23 protein-coding genes and 1 pseudogene are annotated in these 24111 nt (G+C 41.5%); 20 read left to right on the top strand and 4 right to left on the bottom strand.

What is annotated here, in order from left to right; all coding sequences use genetic code 11:
* The first annotated feature begins 228 nt into the window (after positions 1 to 228).
* The 3 genes from JNUCC1_RS04655 to JNUCC1_RS04645 all read left to right on the top strand — a co-directional run bounded on the left by JNUCC1_RS04655 (position 229) and on the right by JNUCC1_RS04645 (position 4715).
* Positions 229 to 1266, top strand: coding sequence for a TAXI family TRAP transporter solute-binding subunit (locus JNUCC1_RS04655; protein WP_156644354.1), 1038 nt, complete (start codon positions 229 to 231; stop codon positions 1264 to 1266).
* Positions 1266 to 1814: a DUF1850 domain-containing protein gene (locus JNUCC1_RS04650; protein WP_156644353.1), complete on the top strand. Its 549-nt coding sequence runs from the start codon at positions 1266 to 1268 to the stop codon at positions 1812 to 1814. Before JNUCC1_RS04655 ends, JNUCC1_RS04650 begins: the two co-directional genes overlap by 1 nt.
* Positions 1815 to 2525: 711 nt before the next feature.
* Complete coding sequence (locus JNUCC1_RS04645) at positions 2526 to 4715, top strand: TRAP transporter permease (protein ID WP_231746984.1); 2190 nt, start codon at positions 2526 to 2528, stop codon at positions 4713 to 4715.
* Between the two features lie 779 nt (positions 4716 to 5494).
* Here JNUCC1_RS04645 and JNUCC1_RS04640 read toward each other — a convergent pair.
* The 4 genes from JNUCC1_RS04640 to JNUCC1_RS04620 form a co-directional block, all read right to left on the bottom strand.
* A complete protein-coding gene (locus JNUCC1_RS04640) occupies positions 5495 to 5917 on the bottom strand; it encodes a hypothetical protein (RefSeq protein WP_156644352.1) in 423 nt (140 codons plus the stop codon).
* A 137-nt stretch (positions 5918 to 6054) separates the two neighbouring features.
* Positions 6055 to 6198 (bottom strand): hypothetical protein, encoded by a 144-nt coding sequence (locus JNUCC1_RS04635; RefSeq protein WP_156644351.1) that lies wholly within the window; start codon positions 6196 to 6198, stop codon positions 6055 to 6057.
* Entirely contained in the window at positions 6185 to 6736 is a 552-nt protein-coding gene (locus JNUCC1_RS04630) for an RNA polymerase sigma factor (protein ID WP_156644350.1), read from the bottom strand. The genes JNUCC1_RS04635 and JNUCC1_RS04630 overlap by 14 nt, the downstream gene beginning before the upstream one ends.
* A gap of 140 nt (positions 6737 to 6876) precedes the next feature.
* Positions 6877 to 7077: a hypothetical protein gene (locus JNUCC1_RS04620; protein ID WP_156644349.1), complete on the bottom strand. Its 201-nt coding sequence runs from the start codon at positions 7075 to 7077 to the stop codon at positions 6877 to 6879.
* 116 nt (positions 7078 to 7193) lie between these two features.
* On the opposite strand from JNUCC1_RS04620, the gene JNUCC1_RS04615 reads away from it, so the two are divergent.
* The 17 genes and pseudogenes from JNUCC1_RS04615 to JNUCC1_RS04535 all read left to right on the top strand — a co-directional run bounded on the left by JNUCC1_RS04615 (position 7194) and on the right by JNUCC1_RS04535 (position 24084).
* A complete protein-coding gene (locus JNUCC1_RS04615) occupies positions 7194 to 7763 on the top strand; it encodes a substrate-binding domain-containing protein (protein WP_156644348.1) in 570 nt (189 codons plus the stop codon).
* A gap of 357 nt (positions 7764 to 8120) precedes the next feature.
* Positions 8121 to 8378, top strand: a complete 258-nt coding sequence (locus tag JNUCC1_RS18925) for a CpsB/CapC family capsule biosynthesis tyrosine phosphatase (RefSeq protein ID WP_156644347.1) — start codon at positions 8121 to 8123, stop codon at positions 8376 to 8378.
* A complete protein-coding gene (locus tag JNUCC1_RS04605; protein ID WP_197431631.1) occupies positions 8375 to 8878 on the top strand; it encodes a CpsB/CapC family capsule biosynthesis tyrosine phosphatase in 504 nt (167 codons plus the stop codon). The genes JNUCC1_RS18925 and JNUCC1_RS04605 overlap by 4 nt, the downstream gene beginning before the upstream one ends.
* Before the next feature lie 895 nt (positions 8879 to 9773).
* A pseudogene (locus JNUCC1_RS04600) lies at positions 9774 to 10531 on the top strand (tyrosine-protein phosphatase).
* A gap of 181 nt (positions 10532 to 10712) precedes the next feature.
* Positions 10713 to 11369, top strand: a complete 657-nt coding sequence (locus JNUCC1_RS04595) for a response regulator (RefSeq protein WP_156644345.1) — start codon at positions 10713 to 10715, stop codon at positions 11367 to 11369.
* 161 nt (positions 11370 to 11530) lie between these two features.
* Complete coding sequence (locus JNUCC1_RS04590; protein WP_156644344.1) at positions 11531 to 13369, top strand: polysaccharide biosynthesis protein; 1839 nt, start codon at positions 11531 to 11533, stop codon at positions 13367 to 13369.
* Positions 13370 to 13393: 24 nt separating this feature from the next.
* Positions 13394 to 14275, top strand: coding sequence for a UTP--glucose-1-phosphate uridylyltransferase GalU (gene galU, locus JNUCC1_RS04585; RefSeq protein WP_156644343.1), 882 nt, complete (start codon positions 13394 to 13396; stop codon positions 14273 to 14275).
* Between the two features lie 160 nt (positions 14276 to 14435).
* Positions 14436 to 15071: a sugar transferase gene (locus JNUCC1_RS04580; RefSeq protein ID WP_156644342.1), complete on the top strand. Its 636-nt coding sequence runs from the start codon at positions 14436 to 14438 to the stop codon at positions 15069 to 15071.
* Positions 15068 to 15931 carry an NAD-dependent epimerase/dehydratase family protein gene (locus JNUCC1_RS04575; RefSeq protein ID WP_156644341.1) on the top strand — a complete coding sequence of 288 codons (864 nt, stop codon included), beginning with the start codon at positions 15068 to 15070 and terminating at the stop codon, positions 15929 to 15931. The genes JNUCC1_RS04580 and JNUCC1_RS04575 overlap by 4 nt, the downstream gene beginning before the upstream one ends.
* A 2-nt stretch (positions 15932 to 15933) precedes the next feature.
* Positions 15934 to 17034, top strand: a complete 1101-nt coding sequence (locus tag JNUCC1_RS04570; protein ID WP_156644340.1) for a glycosyltransferase family 4 protein — start codon at positions 15934 to 15936, stop codon at positions 17032 to 17034.
* A gap of 5 nt (positions 17035 to 17039) precedes the next feature.
* The gene (locus JNUCC1_RS04565; RefSeq protein WP_156644339.1) at positions 17040 to 17936 is read left to right on the top strand and encodes an ATP-grasp fold amidoligase family protein; all 897 of its coding nucleotides are present in this window, start codon (positions 17040 to 17042) and stop codon (positions 17934 to 17936) included.
* A 14-nt stretch (positions 17937 to 17950) separates the two neighbouring features.
* Entirely contained in the window at positions 17951 to 19126 is a 1176-nt protein-coding gene (locus JNUCC1_RS04560) for a glycosyltransferase (RefSeq protein ID WP_156644338.1), read from the top strand.
* Between the two features lie 25 nt (positions 19127 to 19151).
* Positions 19152 to 20390, top strand: a complete 1239-nt coding sequence (locus JNUCC1_RS04555; protein WP_156644337.1) for an EpsG family protein — start codon at positions 19152 to 19154, stop codon at positions 20388 to 20390.
* A gap of 95 nt (positions 20391 to 20485) precedes the next feature.
* Entirely contained in the window at positions 20486 to 21718 is a 1233-nt protein-coding gene (locus JNUCC1_RS04550; protein ID WP_156644336.1) for an ISL3 family transposase, read from the top strand.
* Positions 21719 to 22000: 282 nt separating this feature from the next.
* Entirely contained in the window at positions 22001 to 23122 is a 1122-nt protein-coding gene (locus JNUCC1_RS04545) for a glycosyltransferase family 1 protein (RefSeq protein ID WP_156644335.1), read from the top strand.
* Between the two features lie 7 nt (positions 23123 to 23129).
* Entirely contained in the window at positions 23130 to 23465 is a 336-nt protein-coding gene (locus JNUCC1_RS04540; protein WP_156644334.1) for a hypothetical protein, read from the top strand.
* Positions 23466 to 23538: 73 nt separating this feature from the next.
* Positions 23539 to 24084, top strand: a complete 546-nt coding sequence (locus JNUCC1_RS04535) for a polysaccharide pyruvyl transferase family protein (RefSeq protein WP_331713718.1) — start codon at positions 23539 to 23541, stop codon at positions 24082 to 24084.
* The last annotated feature ends 27 nt before the right edge of the window (positions 24085 to 24111 follow it).

The following is a 24111-nucleotide window of genomic DNA, read 5'->3' as shown; positions in this document are numbered from 1 at the left end:
CTTGACACAAATCAAGTTTCCACCCAAAATCCATTCGACAAAATTCGGGAAGTGACTGTCACTTCCCGAATAATCTCCACTCGCCATTCCCACCACCCGCATGAGCGCATCACAATCGACAGGCGAGCTCTTTGCTCAGCAAATAACACTTGACTTACACATGAAAACGGTTAAAATTTAATGTATACTACAAAATGAAATAAATTCTAACAAAAGGGGTGTGGAGAAATGAAACGTCTGAAACTGACAGGCTTTCTATTACTCGTATTACTGTTAGCGCTTGCAGGTTGCGGCAGTGCCAAAGATGATGGTGGCTCGTCCAACAATGGCGGCGATAACAATGGGGGAGACAACTCCGGTGGCGGCGACGTCCGCGTAACCATCGGAACAGGGGGTACAAGTGGTACATACTATCCACTTGGTGTTGCCATGGCTCAGCAAATTTTCGGCAATGTTGACGGTGTGTCCGGTGCAAAAGCTGTTTCAACCGGTGCATCTGTCGCGAACGCTCAGGAAATGGCTGAAGGCAAATATCAGCTTGCCCTCATTCAGAACGACATTGCGTACTATGCTGTAAGCGGTGAGACGCTGTCCGACTTTGAAGGCAACCAGGTCGACAACATGGCCGGCATGGTGTCCCTGTATCCAGAGGACATTCAGCTCGTCACGACTAAGGACTCCGGTGTCACGTCCATCGAAGATCTTAAAGGTAAAAAAGTTGCAGTAGGGGACCAGGGCAGTGGTACAGAAGCCAACGCCAAGCAGATCCTCGAAGCTGCCGGCATCACGTATGACGATTTCACACCAGAATATCTCGGCTTTGGTGACGCATCACAAGGTCTGCAAAACGGTACAATCGACGCAGCATTCATCGTCGCCGGTGCACCGACAAGTGCCATCCAGGAGCTTGGCGCCAGCAAAGATGTGACCGTCCTATCCTTGTCCGATGACATTATTTCAACACTCACATCCGAGTATTCCTACTACACAGAACGCACGATTTCAAAAGATGAGTACGCCGACTACGGTCAGGAAGAAGACATCAATACCGTAGCCGTTCAGGCGATCCTCGTCGTGGATAAAGAACTGTCCGAAGACGTCGTTTACAATATGACAAAAGCTATGTTCGATAACAAAGACGAACTGGAAGCAGCCCATGACCGCGGCAAAGACATCAAGTTGGAAGAAGCAACAGACGGCATGTCGATTGACTTGCATCCAGGCGCCGCCAAGTATTATGAGGAAGAAGGCGTATCGACCGACTAATGAAAACACAATCCAATCCCGCCCTGCAGCGGCTCATCAAGCGTCCTGCGGGGTGGATCATTGGGCTAAGCGCGTGTGTGTTAATGGGGATCGGCATTTATTTGCTCGCATCAGATGTGCACATCATCCAAGCAACGGATGATTCCGGCGACATCCTGATGGTCCAGCAGATAAATGCCGATTCGACGTTGACATCCCGGTACATCCATTCCGTCGCACGCTGCCCCATGATCGAAAAATTCCAGATCAATAAAACCGGCGAAATTGTGCTCACAGAAAGCTGGAACTGCAGCTTCGGCGCCGGCATTGAATACCAAACACCTGAGGGCGCAACCACAAGGGAAGAGGATGGCTTTTTCATATACGAAGGTCTCAACAAACCCTTCAAACAACTATCCATCCACGCCGTCAAACTCAACGAATACACCGTCACCATCGACGGGCAAACATACGAACTATCAAAAAATCCATACCTGGGCAAAACCATCACATTTGAAGTTATGGAGCAGACCAGGTTCAGTTACCTTTTTGGAAAAATTACGCAGTGACTCTTGTAGATTCATAGAGAAATAACCTTCCTTTATGAAAAGTAGACACATACTGCAAAACTGTTTAAGACTGCTTCTGGCAACCGCTCGGGGGAAACACTGCGCTTTCCGCGGGCGCTGCTGAGCCTCCTCGCGCTACCGCGCTGTGGGGTCTCACCGAGGCTTTGCATCCCACAGGAGTCTCCGTGTTTCCCCCGAGCTTGGTGAGGAGTGTTTACTTTCTTTCTTGCCTTTATGAGGGGAATAGTTGAAAGTGAGAGTTTTGCAAAAGTACTTTAACGCCAAATACTCTAGAAGTTTTTTTCTTCTTTCTACATCTCTTTTGTGGAAAGAGCAAACATATAATGAAATTCCTGATACTGAGAATATGTTCTGGCTTACTAGCGGTTTGTTTTATGGTTCTTGATTTTTGATAGTGAAAGTAATAAGGCTATAGCATTAACCAACTCTGCAAACATATAAATGGATGCCTAATATAAGTGTGGCGATGCTTAACTATAGCCAGTGATCGGAGCGAAGGGCAGTCGACTCCTGCGGGAACAGCACGAGTCCGAAGACCCCACAGCGAGCGGTTTTTGCGAGCGAGGAGGCTGAGGCCGTGCCCGCGGAAAGCGACTGCCCTTCGCGCAGATCACGATGACGCTTATACGGTTATCCGCATACCTGATAGTTTGATAAGAAACACTACAATCACCACAAGGGAGGGTCACCATGGCTCAATCAAATCAATCCAATCTGAAAGAAGAATACGACATTGAAGAAATGAATAAGCAGCTTGATGAACTGGAGGGGAGTGACCGGACGTTGTACGGCTGGATGGCCATGATCATCCTCATCACCGCCGTGTCGATGTCTCTGTTCCATCTTTACACTGCCGGCATCGAAATGCTGCCCCGCATGAAGCAGAACGCGGTCCACCTCGGGTTTGCGCTGACCCTCACCTTTTTAATTTTCCCGATTAAAAAAGGCCTCGGTCAGAAAAAGATCCCCTGGTACGACCTGATTCTAGCTGCACTCGGCGCGTTTACCGGTATATACATCATTATCATTTTCGCCGACCTGCTTGGAAAAGTGGGAAACCCGAACACATTGGACACGGTCATTTCATTTATTGCTGTCCTGCTCGTGCTCGAAGCTACCCGCCGTGTTGTGGGAAAACCACTCGTGATCCTGGCGTTCATTTTCATGCTGTACGCATGGCTCGGTGATAAGTTCTTACCCGAGTTCCTCGGCAGCCGGGCAATTCTGCCGGACGCGATCAACCACTTTGGTTTTAGCTGGAGTGAAATTGCGGAGTTTATGTACTTATCCAACGAAGGTATTTTCGGCACCCCGATCACCGTGTCCGCGCAGTACGTCTTTATCTTTATCCTATTCGGGGCCTTCCTCGAAGTGACCGGCGCCGGGCGCATGTTCATCGATCTCGCACTGTCACTCGTTGGCTCGTTCAAAGGTGGTCCGGCCAAAGCAGCGGTCGTCTCATCAGGCATGATGGGCTCGATTTCCGGAAGCTCGGTCGCGAACGCGGTCACGACCGGAACGTTCACCATTCCGCTCATGAAAAAAATCGGCTTCAGGCCGCATGTCGCGGGGGGCGTGGAAGTTGCCGCGTCATCCAGTGGACAGTTTCTGCCGCCCGTCATGGGCGCCGCGGCCTTTATCATGGCGGATTTTACTGGGATTCCGTATCTCGAAATCGCCGCAGCTGCCGCAGTTCCGGCCTTGCTCAGTTACACAGCGATCCTGTTCATGGTGCACCTGGAAGCAAGCAAGTACAATCTGTCCGGAATCCCGCGCAGTGAGCTCGTGTCACCGTTCAGGATTCTCGCCAATCGCGGTTACTTATTGCTGCCAATCGTCGCGATTATCGTGTTGCTCGTCATGCGACTCACACCGATTCTCGCGTCGTTTATGGCCATCATGGGTGCCATTTTCATTGCGCTGTTCTCATACCGCATGCAAAAGCGCTTCGGCGCAGGTTTTCTTGTATCACTTCTGTTCGTCGGGGGCGCCTATGGTGGACACCTGCTGTTCGGCCTAAACAAATACGTGACATTCGTCGCGGCCGGCGCACTCGTTTTCGCGCTCATTTGGTACGCGCTTGGGAAGAAAATAGAAGGGGAAGGGCAAACGAAATTCGGCTGGAAAGAATTTTTCATGGCCTGTGAACAAGGCGCCAAGAATTCGCTCAGTGTCGTCGCAGCCTGTGCCACCGCCGGCATTTTAACCGGCGTTGTTACCATGACCGGTCTCGGCCCGACCTTGTCCAGCATGATCTTGAACCTGGCTAACGAGCAGCTCATACTCGTACTGCTGTTCACCATGTTCGCCTGTATCATTATGGGCATGGGCCTCCCGACAACGGCCACGTATATCGTACTCGCCGCCGTTATGGCACCAGCTCTGATCAAAATGGACGTTCCGGTACTCGCTGCCCACCTGTTCGTATTCTACTACGGCATCCTGGCAGACGACACACCGCCGATCAACCTGCCCGCCTACGCAACATCAGGCATCGCCAAAGCCAACCCGGTCCAGACCGGTATCCAAGGGTTCAAATTCGACATGGGCGCACTGCTTCTGCCGTTCGCATTCGTCATGAACCCGATGCTGATCCTGCAAGACGACACTGCGACATTCCTGCAAGTCGCACTCAGCATCGGGACCGCGTTCATCGGTATCATCGCCTGGTCAACATTCATCCAGAGCTACCTGTTTACCAAATACGGCTGGGCCGAACGCATCCTAGCCGTCGCAGCAGCTCTTGTCCTGCTCAACCACATCTGGTGGACCGACCTTATCGGCCTCGGCCTATTCGGACTCATCGTCCTCCTCCAGCTGTGGAAAAAGAACCGCGACAAAGGCCTGCCTGCTGAGAATACAGCACAGGGTCAAGCGTAAGCAAAAAGCCAGAAGGAAGTACCCTCTGAGATGGGCTTCCTTCTGGCTTTTATATTGCAGTGAATTTTTGCTGAGCAATAATTGAAATTTAAGGGAGTGCTTCTGGCTACCAGCTCCGGGAAAACACTGCGCGTTCCGTGGGCGCTGCTGAGCCTCCTCGGTCTGACGACCTCCGGGGTCTCATCGAGGCTTTGCATCCCACTGGAGTCTCCGTGTTTTCCCGGAGCTGGATGTGGCGTGTTCTTGGCATTGCTATGCACAGAACTTTCCAAGCATCTCAATATAAAGTAAAATAAGCGGAGGGGAGTCGTTCCTGGGGCCACGACTAACTAGCTCCGACCTTTCAAACTCAAGCTATAGGTATCAGGGCCTGACTCCGAACCCATATTGCGCAGGCAGGGTGACGCTCAAATCCTCCAACAAGACAGGAGGGGATGAGTATGAGTGGAAATTTTGATCTACCGACGTCGGTGTTTGTCGTCATGTTAATTTCGCTCGTAGTTGCGCTTATTGAAGCACTAAAAAAGTAACCCACCCTGCCCACCAGATTGTGTGAGTTACTTTTTAGCATCTCGCCACTGATGGAAGACCGTTAACCCGGTCTGGCGCAATATGCCCCCATCAATAAGGCTTATCAATAGCTTATGCGAAATCTATATCTTTATACAAAGTATAACTGATCGATCCCTTTAAAACAAGTCAAAACGTCAACTTGACCCCCCTCAGAAAAGCCAGAAGGAGGCCACCCAATATGTGCCCTAAATTCTGGCTCTCAAATCTCACATCATTTTCCGGCCATACCGATAGATATTGCTCACTTGAACAAATCGCATTATAAAAAAGAAACTCGATAAAAAGATCCATGCAATCGCATTAATCAGCAATCCCAATTGGACTTGAAAAAGAAAAAGCGGCCCCTCCACATTCAAATTGTAGATGGTAATGCCCAATGCCCCGATTAAAAGAATGACACCAGCAACTAGGAGATACAGGTTAAAGCGATCAAAATTTGTCCAGTATGACAAAAACCCACAGTGCTTTGCCAGCAATGAATATCTTTCCTCGGGGTTTTTGGGAAATCGTTTTAAACCGGTTGCCATTAAGATCCGCTTCTTTAAAGACCCCATCAACATAACCCCGGTTCCACCTATAATAATAGACAAAATTAAACTCGCGATTGGTATGACGCTGCCAACGTCCATATGATTTCACTCCCATCAAAGTAAAAAGAATTGTAAAGCAACCACGCTAAACAGTAATAAAGGGGCAACCCCCGCTACGAGAGGTGTCGCTGTTAAAAAGTCCGGTATTTCTTTCCTGGGGACTGTTAAATAATAGCTTAGTCTGGAATGTGGCAGAGGGGGCGATCTGTTAAATGGTCCGGCAGTTCAATCGAAACGCGATCCATAAGTTGGGTTAAATCCGGATATTCAGTTTGCATCTCCTGTTTAAACTTTCTTGAATCATTATCAAATATATTCATCGCGATCCGCTCCACTTCTAAATTTCTTATTGAGCTTTTTAAAGATATAGTGCCGTTTTGATTTAATTGTTCCGATCGGCATTTTTAGGATATTTGCAATTTCTTTTGTCGGAAAGTCCTGGTAATAGGTCAAAATGATGATCGCCTGTTCCTCCCTCGACAGCGAACTTAACAGGTGATCAATAAAGATGCGATTGACCGCCTCTTGGTCAGCCCCGGCTGAATCAGGCAGAAGATGGTGGTTATGATCAAGATTCACACTGGTGTATTTAGAATGCTTTCTGTGATGGTCCACGCACAATCTGTAGGCAATCCGGTGTATCCACGTCTTGAATAGAGATTTGTCTTGATTATAAGAACATCTTTTAAGGTAAACCCGAGTAAATGTCTCTTGCAAAATATCCTCTGTCAGCTGTTTGTCTTTCATATAAAGAAAGATAAATTGATAAAGGGCCCCAGACCATCGATGATACAACTCATCAAAAGCATCCAAATGATTCCCTTTAAGATTGTTCATCAGTTCCTCATCAGATAACATGCACCACACCCCAAACACTTCTCATAAAATACATACGTTTATGGAGGAGCAGAGGTTCAAACAGTTTTAAAATTAAATGATGTACCCAACAATCCGACCTTCATTTCGGCAAACACTACACAACAGCTAGAAGGAAGTCTTCAAAAGCCTAGGACTTCCTTCTGACTGGCTTCCGCAACGCTGCCAAACAAACGCACTTCATGCGATAGACGTAGCCCTTCGCTTGATAGCACCCCTTCTTGCTTTGATAGAACCGGTTCTTCATTCGATAGAACCCAATTCTGCTCCGATAGAACAGCTTCTTCGTTCGATAGCCTCCATCCTTGCTCTGATAGAACCACATCTTCCTCTGGTATACTACCTCCTCATCACCAGATACATAAAAATTCAAGATTGACCTCCCCAAATAACGGGCATCTACATACTAAAAGCACAACCAAACAAGGAGGTACCCACCATGACCAGCAGAAAATCCATTGTCACCATTATATTAATGCTCATCATCGCCACCATCACATCCGCCTGTTCACTCTTTACCACCACAAACAAAGAGGTGGAAGGTGCGGACATCACGGACAAGGTGGCCAACCTGAAAATGGGCCTGTCCATGTCAGCCCAGGACAACGACTTCTTAAAAGAAACCCAGGACCTAGCCAAGAAAAACGCTAAGGAAGCCAAATACGAAATGATCACTTCCAACGCTGAAAACGACGCCGGCAAGCAGAAGACTGACATCAACAACATGCTTGACAAAGACATAGACGTCCTCATCATCAACCCGGTCGACTCTGACAAAATCACCGAAGCTATCAAAGCAGCCAACGACGCGGACATACCCGTCGTCACCATTATCGAAAAAGCGAACGGCGGCAAGGTTACGTCACACATAACACCCAAAAACCCCAAAGCAGAGCAAAGCCCTAAGTTAGCCAAGCTCATCGCCGGCAATGCCATCGTCGCCGCCCGAAAAGCTGCGAAAGGTGACAAAGTGAAAGAGACAATCAAAGTTAAACCAAGTGGTGATTAACCATTCAAAAGATAGAAGGAAGCGTACCCTGGGGTACACTTCCTTCTTAAAAAGGGAGGAGCAGGAGTCCCGTTGTCAAATTTCAGCAAGAACGAAACGCTTATTTAGAATTAGGTAAAAATACCCATAACAAATACTTTAACAACAACCTCCAACCCTATTAAAATCACTATATACCACCCCAACTAAATAGTCTCGGTATTCGCTTAAAACCAGTCACACCAAGTGATTCGCCATTTTTCGACATATGCATAAAAATACTGTTAAATATAACATTTCCTTGCATTCTACCTGGTTATTTATTACTATAATTGTAGGACTAACGCACTAAAAGGAACCAAACACAGGGGATCATTTATGATAGATTTACACCGCCACATTCTACCAGGGTTTGCTGACGGCCAGCCCGCTATGGCCGCCAGTCTGAAAATCGCATCGGAAGCTTCGAAACAGGGCATCACATCCATCATCGCTGCACCACACCATCCGATTGACTCCGAAAGCGGGTATAATGCCATCCTTGATAGTGTCAGAGACATGAACGAACAGCTGAAAGCATCACAGATCCCCGTGGAAATTCTGCCAGGTCAAGGCACACGTATTCACGGGATTTGATTCGAGAATTGAAGCGAGGGGACATCATGCCGCTGGGGCTTGAGGGGAAATACATTCTTCTTGAGCTGCCGTATGACCATGTGCCCGATTATACGACGAACGTGGTCTTCGAGATGCAGATCGCAGGCTATGTACCGATCATCTCTCAGCCCGAGCGAAACGATGAAATGACTGAGAACCCAGATAAGCTTTATCGTCTGGTGAAAAATGGGGCGCTTGTACAGCTGGGTGCGGCTAATGTTGCTGGAAAAGGTGGTAAAAAAGTGGCCAAGTTCACTGAGCGGCTCATCAAGGCGAATCAGGCCCATATCATCGCGACAGGCAGACAGCCACGTGTCAAAAATAAGCTATTTGTCCAATCGGCTTATCAGCAGGTGAAAAAAGCTGCAGGGAGCGAGCGTGTTATACAATTAAAAAACAACCTCGACGCGATTGTGACAGGAAAAACGCTCTTGCTGAATCCGCCAGAACGCGTCACACAGAAAAGATGGTTTTTCTGAAAAACTGCATTCGTATAAATCGTTGCCATTGTTTTAGACACAGCAGCCGTAAAACTGGATTTAACTAAACAGACCTAACTTATAGCTTTATGACTGCCTCATGCGGACGCTCGGGTAAAACACTGCGCTTTCCGCGGGCGCTGCTGAGCCTCCTCGCGCTACCGCGCTCCGGGGTCTCACCGAGGCTTGTCCTCCCGCTGGAGTCTCCGTGTTTTCCCCGAGCTTGGTGTAGAGTGTCCTCCTTTCTTCTCGCTTCGTAGCCAGAACGAATGAAAGTGTGAATGATCATTTAGAGCTTGAAAATAGCTCATAAACGGAAATAAATACTCATAAGTTAAGTTGGATTACGGCTAAATCGAAAATAATACCTATTAGTGGAACAGGAAAAGAAGTATTTACGTTCATACTTGGTTACTTAAGCAGAACCGTCCAAGTCACTGAAAAACATAAAGTGATTGGAGCTGCGGGAAGTCGACTCCTGCGGGAACAGCACGAGTCCGAAGACCCCGCAGTGAGCGGTCTTTGCGAGCGAGGAGGCTGAGGCCGTGCCCGCGGAAAGCGACTTCCCGCAGCGGAAATCACGATGCTCTCAACTTAGAACTGATTTTTCTTTACGTATGAACTTAATTCTACTGTCCGTTAAGGGATTTAACTGTGAAAAGCCCAATAGAAAAGAGCGATCTGAGACCGCTATGCGGATTAATGTGTCATATTTAAAAACCAGAAGAGAGGGAGACATCGCTCGTTCTTTCTGGTTTTTATATGGCCCTTGCGGGCTTGGGGTGCATATTCAATATTCAGTGCCAAAAACTGTCACTCAATTTACCGATTATAGTCTACTAATTTATGTCGATATTTGATAGAATGACTGTAACTACCTAAAGGACGTGACAGTATGATAGATATTCATAGCCATATACTTCCAGGTGTAGATGATGGGGCGCAGACTGAGCAAGACAGTCTTGCGATGGCGCGGGAAGCTGTGAGACAAGGTATTACGACAATTATTGCGACACCGCATCATAGAAACGGCAGCTTCGATAACCCGGGGACTTGATACAGCAAAACGTGGAGATTTTGAACCAGCTGTTTAAAAATCTTCCTATCAAAGTCTTGCCCGGGCAGGAAATTCGCATGAACGGGGATATGATAGAGGAACTTCAGCAAGGGGAGGCACTCTCACTCAATCACTCGAAGTATGTTTTCGTGGAGTTTCCGTCCCAGCATGTGCCTCATTATGCTGAGCGTATGCTCTTTGACTTGCAAGTGGCTGGGCATATGCCAATCATTGTGCACCCTGAGCGGAATGCTGAACTCCTTGAGCATCCTGATCGCCTGTTCAACTTTGTGCAAAAAGGCGCGCTCACTCAGATCACTGCTGGCAGCGTCATTGGCAAGTTCGGCAAAGCGATACAGAAATATACACACCAGCTGATCGAGGCGAATCAAACGCACTTTGTTGCATCAGACGCACACAATACAACATCACGCGGGTTTTATATGCATGAAGCACATGAAGCTATTCGAGAACGTCACGGGAAACCGACAAGCTACATGTTCATGGAAAACGCACACTTGCTCATCGATGACATGAACGTCTTTCGTGACGAACCGTTTCCGGTAAAACGGAGAAAAATTCTTGGCTTGTTTTAGAACTGCAAATTCGTGCACACCCTGAATGATACAATAACAACATAGTATCACCATATGGGTCACATCAGAACCACAGTCATCGAGAGCGCCCCTTCATCGCGGGCCCCATTACGATTACATCATAACTGCTCTAACCAAACACACTTATGCAATACACCAAACCGTTAAAGAAGACTGCCATATGATTAATGTAATGGTTGTGGAAGATGAGAAGATGACACGAACAGTCATGCAGGACTTGTTTGCCATCCACGGAGGATTCGACCTTATAGCGAGCGCCGAAAACGGTAAAGAAGCCCTGCGGCGCGCCAAAATAAATCCACCGGACGTCATTCTCATGGACGTGCATATGCCTGTCATGAACGGCATCAATGCCACCCGGAAAATTAAAAGCATCAACCAAGATATTAAAATCATCCTGTTATATGAAAAGCCAGAGGAAGAAATAGTGATCGAAGCCTTAATTGCAGGCGTAGATGGTTTTCTTCTGACCACCGCCGATTTCAGTCATGTTGTCCAGTCGATTCATGACGTTCTCAACGACCAGGTGATTCTGTCAGGGGAGATCAGTCGAATTCTGGCTCGACGCGTCACTGAACTTCAATACACAAAAAAAGATGTGCTCAAACGCAAGCTTGAGGAACGTCACATCTCCCTTTCACCAAGAGAACTCGATGTCGCCTACCAGCTTCTTGAAAACAAGACCAATCACCAAATCGCCAAAGAGTTATTCCTAAGCGAAGGAACGGTGAAGAATTACATCAGCCATCTATACGGAAAAACCGCCATTAAACATCGGAAAGAACTCGTACAGTACTTACGCTACCTCTTAAACTGACATATACTTCCAATGTTTCAAGAAGTTAACGTTATTGTAATGAAAAGTCACTATGAAAATGACTTTCAATCTACTATAATGGATATTATGTAAAAAGTGTGGAATAACGTCGGAACTTGTAAAAAACGTTACATGCTTTTGGAAAGGAGGCCACATTCACGATGACATACCGCAAACGACTGCTTTTTCTCATGACGCTCGACTCGATCATCGTATTGTGCGCCATTTTTGCCGCGACATGGATTGTGTATCCCGGCATGCAGGTGGAAAATGCCGTACCCGTACTGACCATCAGCGCCATCGCTATGCTTGTCTTTCACCATCTTTATGCCATGATTTATAAATTATATAACAAGGTGTGGGCATATGCGAGTGTCGGCGAACTGCTCGCGATCGTCAAAGCCGTGACATTCACGATCATCTCGGCAGGCATCGTACAATTCCTGGTCAATGATTTCTCAATCTACCGCCGGGCTTTACTCGTCACATGGCTCTTACATATTATCTTTATCGGAGGCTCCCGCTTCTTCTGGCGCGTATTCCGTGATCGGTATATTGCAACTGGTCAAAACAGAAAACGCACACTGATCGTCGGAGCGGGGTCTGCCGGAACAATGATTGCCAGACAACTCCACAATAACAACGTGGATGACGATGGCCTCATGCCTGTTGCCTTTGTGGACGATGACATCACGAAGCAGCGCATGGAAATCTATGGTGTCCCTGTCCTCGGGCAGATCAAGGATATCGACACAGTGGTGAACAACCACAACATCGAACTCGTCGTTATCGCCATCCCATCATTGAAAAATGGCGAGCTGTCGGAAATTGTGGCAAAATGTAACGCCACCAACGCCAAAGTCCAGATGATCCCGAAAATCGAGGATCTCATGACAGGCCGTGTCTCCGTCAGCAATCTGAAAAACGTTGAAGTAGAAGACCTGCTCGGCAGACGACCAGTCGAACTCGACATCAACGCCATTTCTGAATATGTCACAGGTCAGACCGTCATGGTCACCGGTGCCGGTGGATCAATTGGTTCTGAATTATGCCGCCAGCTCATGCGTTTCACACCAGGGAAAATCGTACTCGTCGGCCATGGGGAATTCAGCATTTATACGATTGATATGGAATTAAAACAAGACTATGGCCAGACTGAGACAGAGATTGTTCCGGTGATCGGAGACGTGCAGGACAGAGACCGCATGTTTGAGATTATGCAGGAACATCAGCCGATGATTGTGTATCATGCAGCGGCTCATAAGCATGTGCCTCTCATGGAATACAACCCGCATGAAGCGGTGAAAAACAACGTCATGGGGACGCGGAATGTTGCAGAAGCAGCTGATGCCTTCGGCGTTAATACTTTTGTTTTGGTTTCGACTGATAAAGCTGTGAACCCGACGAATGTCATGGGCGCGAGTAAACGGATTGCTGAAATGGTTATTCAGGACTTGAATAAACGGAGTCAGACCAAGTATGTGGCTGTTCGTTTTGGCAACGTTCTTGGCAGTCGTGGGAGTGTTATTCCTTTGTTTAAAAAACAAATTGAGCGCGGGGGACCGGTTACGGTTACTGATCCGGAGATGACGCGTTATTTTATGACCATACCCGAAGCCTCACGGCTTGTGATTCAGGCAGGAACACTGGCTAAGGGTGGAGAGATCTTTGTTCTGGATATGGGTGAGCCTGTGAAGATTGTTGATTTGGCTCGTAATCTGATTAGACTATCAGGATATACGGAAAATGAGATTGAGATTCAGTTTTCTGGTAAGCGTCCAGGGGAGAAGATGTTTGAGGAACTGCTTAATGAGAATGAGGTTCATCCGGATGCAGTTTATGAGAAGATTTATGTAGGGAAGACGGTTCAGGTTGATAGACAGATTATTGATATGATGCTGGAGAACTTGCCGCATAATTCGGGTGAGATGTTGAAAGATGAGTTGTTGGGGATTGTGTTTATGGAGCAAAGAGAACTGGCCCAGGTGCCAGGTAATTAAAAGAAATACACTGGAGGTCATGATTTGAAAACAGTTAAAAAAGCCATCATCCCAGCAGCCGGTCTGGGAACAAGATTTTTACCGGCCACAAAAGCAATGCCGAAAGAAATGCTTCCAATTGTTGATAAACCAACTATTCAATACATAGTTGAAGAAGCTATTAACTCCGGTATTGAAGACATCATCATCGTAACCGGAAAACACAAGCGCGCTATTGAAGACCATTTTGATAATAACTTTGAACTTGAAGATAACCTAATTAAAAAAGAAAAATTTGAGCTTCTTGAGAAAGTTAAACACACATCAAATGTTGACATTCATTACATCAGACAAAAAGACCCGCAAGGCCTAGGCCATGCCGTATGGTGCGCACGTAAATTCATCGGGAACGAACCATTTGCTGTTCTCCTTGGGGACGACATCGTGGAATCAGAGACACCAGGACTCAGACAGCTTATCCAGCAATATGAAGAAACAGAGAGTTCAGTAGTCGGTGTCCAGCAAGTACCACAAGACGAGACTAATCGCTATGGTATTGTAGATCCTTCATCATCTGAAGGCAGACGCTACAAGGTACATCACTTTGTGGAGAAGCCGAAACTGGGGACAGCTCCTTCTAACTTGGCTATTATGGGGCGTTATGTACTCACACCTGAAATTTTCAAACACCTAGATAAACACGAAATCGGTGCGGGTGGAGAAATTCAACTGACTGACGCGATCCAAAATTTGAATCAAGAGCAGTCCGTCTATGCCTATGATTTTGAAGGCAAACGCCATGACGTTGGAGAGAAGTTTGGGTTTGTGAAAACGACTTTGGAGTTTGCTTTGAAAGATGTGAGCATCGGAAACGACGTGGCAGCTTTGGTTAATGAATTGGCTGCTAAGCAGAGTGTTAAAAGCTAAAAAGTAAACATAATAATGGCAGGTGTCGAGTACAGAAACTCGGCACATTGCCATTACATTATTGCACAATACCTTAGTAGTTTAGTAGTTCCTCAGAGTTCAATTACCCAAATAATTCTGGAGAAGTATTAAGCTACTAAAACCCAGGGAGCGTATGAATATGTATTTAAAATTAAAACGGCTTGTTGATATCATTCTGTCGCTTGGTGGACTCTTAATCTTATCACCCGTTTTCATCATACTCATTATTGGAATTAAATTGGATTCAAAAGGGCCAATTTTTTTCAAGCAAAAAAGAGTTGGTCTGCATAAATCGCATTTTAACATATTAAAGTTCCGTACTATGAGAATCGATACACCAAAGGACACCCCAACGCACTTATTAAAAGACCCTGATATGTATATTACTAAGATGGGTAAGTTCTTAAGAAAAACATCACTCGATGAACTTCCACAGATATTAAATATACTAACTGGTAAAATGAGTGTTATTGGTCCAAGACCAGCCCTTTGGAATCAATATGATCTAATCAAGGAACGAGACAAATATGGCGCAAACGACATCTCACCCGGGTTAACCGGCTGGGCGCAGATTAAAGGCAGGGACGAACTGCCAATTGATATCAAAGCTCAACTGGACGGGGAATATGTAAACAATATGAGCTTCTGGCTAGATGTGAAATGCTTCTTCGGAACGTTTATCAGCGTTGTCAAGAGCGATGGTGTGGTAGAAGGCGGGACAGGTAGAACTACCAAGGATGAATCTGCCTGTAGCAAGGAGACTGTGTCAAAATGAAACATGTATTGATAACAGGTGTTAATAGTTATGTTGGTAACAGTTTAGCAGAATGGTTGGGCAAAGATCCTGATAGTTATTCTGTTGATAAGATTAGTTTGAAAGATGGATCATGGAGAGAAATGGATTTTTCTAAATATGATTCTGTTGTTCATGTTGCTGGGATAGCGCATGTTTCCAAAGATCCCAAGATGGAAGAGAAATATTATAAAGTAAATCGAGATTTAACAATAGAAGTGGCACATAAAGCCAAAGTAGAAAACGTGGGTCAGTTTATCTTTATAAGCAGCATTATTGTGTATGGAGATGCTGTAGGAGAAGACGGTGTGATAGACAAAAATACAATACCAAAACCAAAAGACTTTTATGGAGAAAGCAAGTTGCAGGCAGAAAAAGGAATCGAGCCGCTAAATGATAAAGTGTTTAAAGTGGTTATAATTAGACCGCCAATGATTTATGGTAAAGAATCGAAAGGCAATTACCCAAAGCTAGCAAAAGCAGCTCAAAAACTTCCTATATTCCCTGATCTTAACAACCAGCGAAGCATGTTGCATATTGATAATCTTTCTGAGTTCTTGAGACTAATGATCGAAAAAGAAGAAAGTGGACTGTTTTTTCCTCAAAACAAAACATATGTAAAAACGAGTGAAATGGTAAAATTGATCTCCAATGTGCACGGAAGAAATATAAAATTGGTAAAGGTATTTAATCCATTATTACGTTTTATGCTGCCTAGAGTTGATATAGTAAACAAAGTGTTTGGAAATCTAGTATACGATATAAATCTAAGTCAATATAAAGATAACTACAGAATCCGAGATTTGAGTAGTTCTATACGGCTTACTGAAAGCAGGGAATAGAGTTGAGTTCTAAAAAAGTTCTTATATTAGTCAACCATGATGTAGTTATTTACAACTTTAGATTAGAATTGGTTGAACGACTGTTAGAAGAGGGCTATGAAGTACACATATCTTCACCATACGGCGAAAGGATTGATGATCTAGTTAAGTTAGGTTGTCATTATATTAAAGCAGATGTTAATAGACACGGATTAAATGTATACCAAGAGTGGAAATTACTTCGTTATTATAAAAATATAATGAAAAAAATCAAACCAGATATCGTTTTGACATACACAATTAAACCAAACATATATGGGGGGATGGCTGCAAAAAGCTTAAAGATTCCTTACATAGCAAACATTACTGGGCTCGGTACCGCAGTAGAAAGTGGCGGGTTAATGCAAAAGGTGTCCGTGATCTTATACAAAAAAGCTTTTAAAGACATATCAAAAGTCTTTTTTCAGAATGAGGAAAATCAACAGTTTTTCATTGATAATAAGATTGCAGAGAGTAAACATAAATTAGTACCTGGTTCAGGGGTTAATTTAAATCATTTTTCTTTAATTGATTACCCAGATAATTCTACAATTGACTTTGTTTTTATTTCAAGGATTATGAAGGAAAAAGGCATAGACCAATACTTGGAAGCGGCTCAATACATTAGACAGAAACACCCTGAGACAAGATTTCATGTTCTGGGATTTTGTGAACAAGATTATGATGATCAGCTTAAAAAAATGCACGATAAAAAAGTTATTCAATATCATGGGATGCAACGAGACATTAGAAAGTACCTTTCTCTTTCTCACTGTACGATACACCCAACATATTATCCAGAGGGCATGTCAAATGTACTATTGGAAAGTGCGGCAAGCGGACGTCCGGTTATTACGACAAATAGAAGCGGTTGTAGAGAGATAGTGGATCATGGTAAGAATGGATATATTGTTGAGCAAAAAAGCAGCGAAGACCTTATAAAAAAAATAGAATTATTTTTACGCCATCCTCATGAAGAAAAGAAAAAGATGGGATTGTCTGGGCGAAAAAAAGTAGAAGAAGAATTTGATCGGCAGATGGTTGTTGAAGCTTACCTTGATGAAATACAAAAGGAAATAGGTTGATAGAGATGAACTATAAAAAATTAATACCTAATCAAGAGATAAGATTTAAAATACTCGGGTTACTGGATTTTTTGCCTGATAAGTTTATGATAAAGATTCAATATTGGATCAAAACGGGACGAATTTTAAACTTAGAAAATCCAAAAAGATTTACTGAGAAATTGCAATGGTACAAGTTATACTATCGTGATCCACTAATGACACAATGCGCAGATAAGCATAATGTAAGACAATTCATTATTGAAAAAGGCTATGAAAATATTTTAATCCCACAATATGGTGTGTATGATAATGCTAATGATATAGATTTTGATAATCTGCCGAGTGAATTTGTCCTCAAAACAACAAATGCAAGTAAAACAAACATATTATGCCATGATAAAAGTACTTTAAACATTGAAGAAACCATTAATACACTAAATCAGTGGCTAGTGGATAGGCCAGTCAAGATGGGAAGAGAGTGGGCCTATTATGATATCAAACCCAAAATAATATGCGAAAAACTAATCAAAGACAAAACGAATAATAAAAAAGAACTTAGTGATTATAAGTTTATCTGTTTTAATGGGGAAGCGAAATACGTTTGGATAGATATTGATAGATATTCTAATCACAAGAGAAACTTCTATGATCTTGAATGGAATTTTCTTGATGTTGATAGTGATATACCAAACTGTGGAGATATAATACCTAAGCCAGGTGGGCTTGAACGAATGATTCAGGTAGCTACTGATCTTTCCAAAGACTTTCCACATGTTAGAGTCGATTTATATTGGGTAAATGAAGAAGTTTATTTCGGAGAGTTGACTTTTTACTTGCTGAGTGGATATGAAGAATTTAAGCCCGATCAGTTTGATTTTATATTAGGCGAACAGTTTAAAGTAGATAAAATGAAATATTAAGAGGAGATTTTATAATGCAAGTATTGTTCTGTCATGATGGACCGTTAAGTGTTGATGGTGAACAAAATTATTATGGCATTGCTCACAATAATGAAATGTTTAAACGGTATTACGCAATTGCAGACCAAATTGCAACAGTAATTAGACTAAACCAATTAAAAAAAGATGAGTCAACGAAGAATCTATCCAAAATAAATGGTATCCCTTTTAAAGTGTATGAAATGCCCAATATTAGTAGCGCAAAAGGTGTATTATTTTATCGAAAAAAAGCAAAAGCAATTGTTAAAAAAGCAGTCTTGGAGTCTGATTATATCGTAGCTAGGCTGCCAAGTATGTCGGGTTTTATAGCTATTGATTATGCTAAAAAATATAATAAACCGTATTTAACAGAAGTTGTTGCTTGTCCATGGGATGCACATTGGAACCATAGTTTTAAAGGGAAATTAGTTGCGCCGTTTATGTATCTAGCGACAAAGAAACGTGTTAAAAATTCTAATTATGTAGTTTATGTAACAAACCACTTTTTACAAGATCGATATCCTACACGTGGTAAAAGTGTTAATTGCTCAAATGTAGCCTTAACTAAATTTGATGACAATATCTTAAGGAAAAGACAAGAAAAAATAAGAAACATGGATGCAAATAGTAAAATTATAATAGGTACAACTGCAGCGGTGAATGTAAGGTATAAAGGACAACAATATGTAATAGAAGCTTTAGGTGAATTAAAAAAACAAGGTTATACCCATTTTGAATATCAACTTGTTGGGGCAGGTGATCAATCATATTTAAAATCTGTTGCCGAGAAATTCGACGTTACTGAGCAAGTTAGATTTATGGGACCTATGATCCATGACGAGGTTTTTAGTTGGCTTGAAACGATTGATATTTATACGCAACCAAGCCGACAAGAAGGATTACCACGTGCTTTGATTGAAGCTATGAGTAGAGGAGTGCCGGCTTTTGGTGCTAATACAGCTGGAATTCCTGAGTTAATAGATGATGGATTTATATTTGGTAATACAAAGTACAACACACAAGAAATATGTTCTATTTTAAAGACTTTGAAAAAGGAACAAATGTTAAGTCAAGCTGAAAGAAATTTTATAGAAGCGAAGAAATACGATAAAAAGAAAATTGATGAGCGGAGAGAAAGGTTCTTCAAAGAATTCAGCCATAATAACATTTGATTTGTTTTCATTATAGGGGGTAACAATGGAATTTATAGATAGTACTATTGATAAAAAAGATTTCAATTTGTCTTATAAAAATAGTAATTTTAAGAAGGAAACTGATGTTTTTGTTGTCTATCTCTATATAATAACAGCAGTGATATTATGTGTTGCTTTACCAGATGAATATTTAAATACAATGCTTTATTATATTGCAGTTGTTTTAAGTGCAGTCATGTTTGCTGGATTAGCACAGAGTAGTAAAACTTCTCTTTTCTTTAATGTATATGCGTTTCTTTCATTTGCTGTTTTGTTTTTCACCTATGGATTTAGAAGATTTTCAGCTATTGATGACAGTTCTTACATAAAAATTTTTAACTATGTCTCACAGGATGGCTGGTTTGATTATTTTTTGAATTCAACAATGGAGCCAGGTTATTTAATACTCAATAATATTGTCGCCCTTTTTACTGAAGACTATTTGTATATGCAACTAGTAACGTCCTTTATTCCATTGTTTTTATTTTATTATGGCTTTAAGAAATATAGGTATATGATCAGTTTGCCAACAGCTGTCTTTTTATTAAGCACTATGCTATATTTCCAAATGTTATCTGTAGCGTTAGTAAGAATGTTTATAGCAATTAGTATTGTATTTATTGCATTTGATTATATACCTAAAAGAAAACCTATTAAATATTTTTTGTTGATTTTTCTAGCAAGCTTATTTCATTATTCCGCTTTTTTTATGATCATATTAGTCTATTTTGCAATAAATAAATCAAATCTGTCTAAAAAGGCTTCACGGAGTTATAATATCTTATTTATTACAGCACCTATACTTTTTATATTTGTATCTGAATTTATTGTCCCATTATTAGGAAGTAGATATACAAAATATGGATCAATAGATGGTGTTAGTATAAGCATATCATCATTTTCGACAGTTCCCTTATTAATCTTATTATTATTTTATTATAAAAAGTTTTATGGTAAACAACAATTATATTTCAAGTTGTTCTTAACAGTTTATGCACTATCAATAATAATCTCTTTGTTTGGAAGTATGGTCAATTTAGGTCGATTAATTTTCTATTCATATACAGCTTTTATCTTAGGAGCAGCAATGGTAAGTAAGTTATTAAGTAGGGATTCTAAAAAGCTATTATACTCAAGCATTATAATAGTATACGGCTTTTTATATGTTTATACTACACAGTTTACATTGGAGCATCATGTTTCATATTTATTCCCATACCGAAATATCTTTTTTAGTTTATAAAAAGAGCTTCCTCGCTATTTAATGTTGAGTCTAAAGTTTCATAACACTGTCTATACTGGGTAAAAACTATAAAATTACCCAGGAGATGATTCGTTATGCAAGATTTTCAAGAGCGGTATGATGTGTTTCAGTCAGCACTGGAAATACCTGAACCATGGTACGTATTTCATCATGAACTGGCCAAAGAAGAAAACACGTTGCACATTTATATTGAATATAGGTCAGGGGCCGAATTTTCCTGCCCCAACTGCGGTAAATCTGGATGTAAAGTTCATGATACCCTGGATCAAGATCGGACATGGAGACACCTTGATTTCTGGCAGTATCAAACCCTGCTTCGGGCAAGAATGCCACGAGTAAAGTGCGATGCTTGTGGTAAAATACGGACAGTGCACATTGAATGGGCACGCTCTGGTGCGGGATTTTCCTTTCTTTTTGAACAACATCTTTTATCGTTAATGATTGAGATGCCTGTTGCCGCAGTCGCTCGTAAAGTTGGTGAACATGATACTCGCCTTTGGCGTGTGTTTAATTATTATGTCAATAAAGCAATGGAAGACATGGATATATCGGAATTAAAACGCGTTGCCATGGATGAAACGTCTCGCGCCAAAGGGCATAAATATATCACGCTTTTTATTGATATGGACACAAAACGCTTGATATTTGCCACCAAAGGAAAAGGCGCGGACGTTCTACAGGATTTCTGCCTCCATCTTGATCATAAAGGGGTCTCACGCTCCCAAATTGAGGATATCTGTTGTGATATGTCTCCATCATTTATATCAGGTATTGAAAAGAACTTCCCAAATGCTTCAATTACTTTCGATAAATTTCATGTAATGAAATTGGTCAATGAAGCGTTGGATCAAGTACGTAGAGAAGAACAAGCAACACAACCGGAACTCAAAAATTCACGCTACGTATGGTTGAAAAACCAGGGAAATCTAACTAAAAAGCAGGAAGCTCAATTTCAAAAACTCAAGGACATGGACTTAAAAACAGGACGCGCATACCGCATGAAGTTATCGCTTCAAAACATGTGGACACGGTCTTACATTATTTCCAAACTCTACTTTAACGAATGGTACAATTGGGCAACACGTTCCCAACTTAAACCAATGATTGATGCCGCCAAATCTTTAAAGAGGCACCAGGATGGTATCTTAAGGTGGTTCGAAAGTAAGATGACCAACGGTCTGATTGAAGGGACTAACAGTCTGATTCAAGCGGCCAAAAGAAAAGCCCGAGGTTATCGTACAGCCGAGAATTTTATTGCCATGGCATATGCGACAGTCAATAAGCTGGATTTGATCAAACAATCATGACTGCAGTTATTCCTTTGTTTGCTTGACGACCACTACCTTGTATGCATTAGAGCTTGTCAAGTGGGTTCCTTGACTAGCTCTAATGCATACAAGACAATGCAAGCCGCAAACAAGGAATGATAGGTTCGCAGTGTTACTACTATTTTGTTTTTTCAATACTAAATAGCGAAGAGCCTAAAAAGAGACTTGAACTATGCTTTTTCTCACAAATAAATTAATTTCTTAGGGGATGTTATTGAGATTTTACTTATAAATTCATTAGTCTTAGCGAGGTGATTTATTATGATCAGAGTTCTACATGTTGTTTCAAGTATGGGGAGAGGTGGAATAGAAACCTTTATAATGAATATTTATCGGAAAATTGATAGAAGTAAAGTTCAGTTCGACTTCCTTGTACATACTCAAGAAAAATGTGCTTATGACACAGAAATTCGAAGCTTAGGTGGTAGAATTTTTAGTATAACTCCAAGAAAACATGGGATGCTAGAAAATCGAAAAGACCTTAATAACTTTTTTAAAGAACATAAAGAATATAAGATTGTTCATCAACATTTAAGTTCGTTAACCTACATCGAGCCGCTTAAGTTGGCGAAAAAACACAATGTCCCAATTCGCATTGTACACAGTCATAATACCATGCAAGGTGGAATCTTCATTCATAAGTATATTCATAAATTTAATAAAAGGTTTATCGGATCAATTGCCACTCATTATTTTGCTTGTTCTCGGTTAGCTGCTAAATGGCTTTATCCAAAAAAACAATATAATAATAATAACTATCAAATCATAAATAATGCTATTGATACAGAGAGATTTGTTTATAACGAAGAAATTAGAAGGGTGAAAAGGGAGGAGTTGGGAATTGAAGACTCCTTCACACTAGGACATGTTGGGCGCTTTACACATCAAAAGAATCATGAGCTCTTAATTGATATTTTCAAAAATATTCACGACAGATGTGAAAATACTAAATTAATCTTAGTAGGTGATGGGGAGCTAAGAAAATCTATTGAAGAAAAAGTGCAGAAACTTCACTTGAAAGATAAAGTTATTTTCACAGGTGTAAGATCGGATATTCCGGAGTTGTTACAAGCAATGGATGTATTTGTAATGCCATCATATCATGAAGGATTGCCTGTAACGGTAGTTGAAGCTCAAGCATCTGGGGTGCCATGTGTTCTATCAACAAATATCACACAAGAAATTGAAATATTAAATATTGTTGAATGGTGCAATTTAACTGATGATCTTTCAACTTGGACAAACAGTATATTAAACTTCAAGAAAATAAATCATCGAAATAACAAGAAAAATGAGATAATAAAAGCAGGTTATGACGTCAATGATCTTGCTAAAAGATTAGAAAAAATTTATCATCAAGTATTGATCTATCGAGGAGGGTAATAATATTATGAAAAAAATATCAATATTGGACACATCAGTTGCAACTAAAAATATTGGAGATGAAATAATTGTAGATTCAGTTAAAAAAGAAATTTTAAAGATTTTTAATCGTAAATCCATGTTTTTTAATATTCCAACACACGAAATAATTAGTAGGCATAGTAGAAGAATAATTAAAGAAAGTAATTATTCGTTTGTGGCTGGAACAAACCTATTATCATCAAAACAGAATATTATAAAAGCTAATCAATGGAATATAAATTTTTATGATGCCATGAAATTTGATAATGTTATATTAATGGGGTTGGGTGGACGAATTATCAAAAGAAAACTAGCTTATTAACTAAGTTAGTATATAAAAATGCTTTAGATACAGAAAAGTTACATTCTGTTAGAGATAATTATACAAAAGAAAAATTAAAAAAATAGGAATAACAAATGTCATAAATACCGGCTGTCCAACAATGTGGCAGTTAACTGCTGATCATTGTAAATATATACCTGTCAAAAAAGCGGAGAATGTGGTTTTTACAATTACTGATTATCGTAAAGATGAACAAAATGATAAACAAATGGTAGATATACTAGAAAGAAACTATAAAAAAATATATGCATGGGTACAAGGATCAAACGATCTTGAGTATATACTTTCACTGAGCAATAAAATAGAAATTGTTGACCCTACCTTAGAAGCATACGATAAATTGCTCGATTCCGATCTTGATTTAGATTATGTAGGCACTAGATTACATGCTGGTATTAGAGCCCTTCAAAAAAAACGTCGAAGTATCATTATCGGAATTGACAATAGAGCACTTGAAAAACAACGTGATTTTAATATTAATGTAATAAATAGAAACGAAATTAATAGTTTGGATACTTATCTCAATAAGGAAATTTCTACTGAAATTAAACTTGATGTCAAAGCTATTGAAGACTGGAAAGCCCAGTTTGTTAAGTAAGATTATTCAATTCACAATAGATTGGGA

Origin of the sequence: Lentibacillus sp. JNUCC-1 (assembly GCF_009741735.1) — a bacterium.
Taxonomy (GTDB): Bacteria; Bacillota; Bacilli; order Bacillales; family Amphibacillaceae; genus Lentibacillus_B.
The sequence above is the reverse complement of the archived record's forward strand: the minus strand, read 5'-3'. Positions and strand labels throughout refer to the sequence as shown.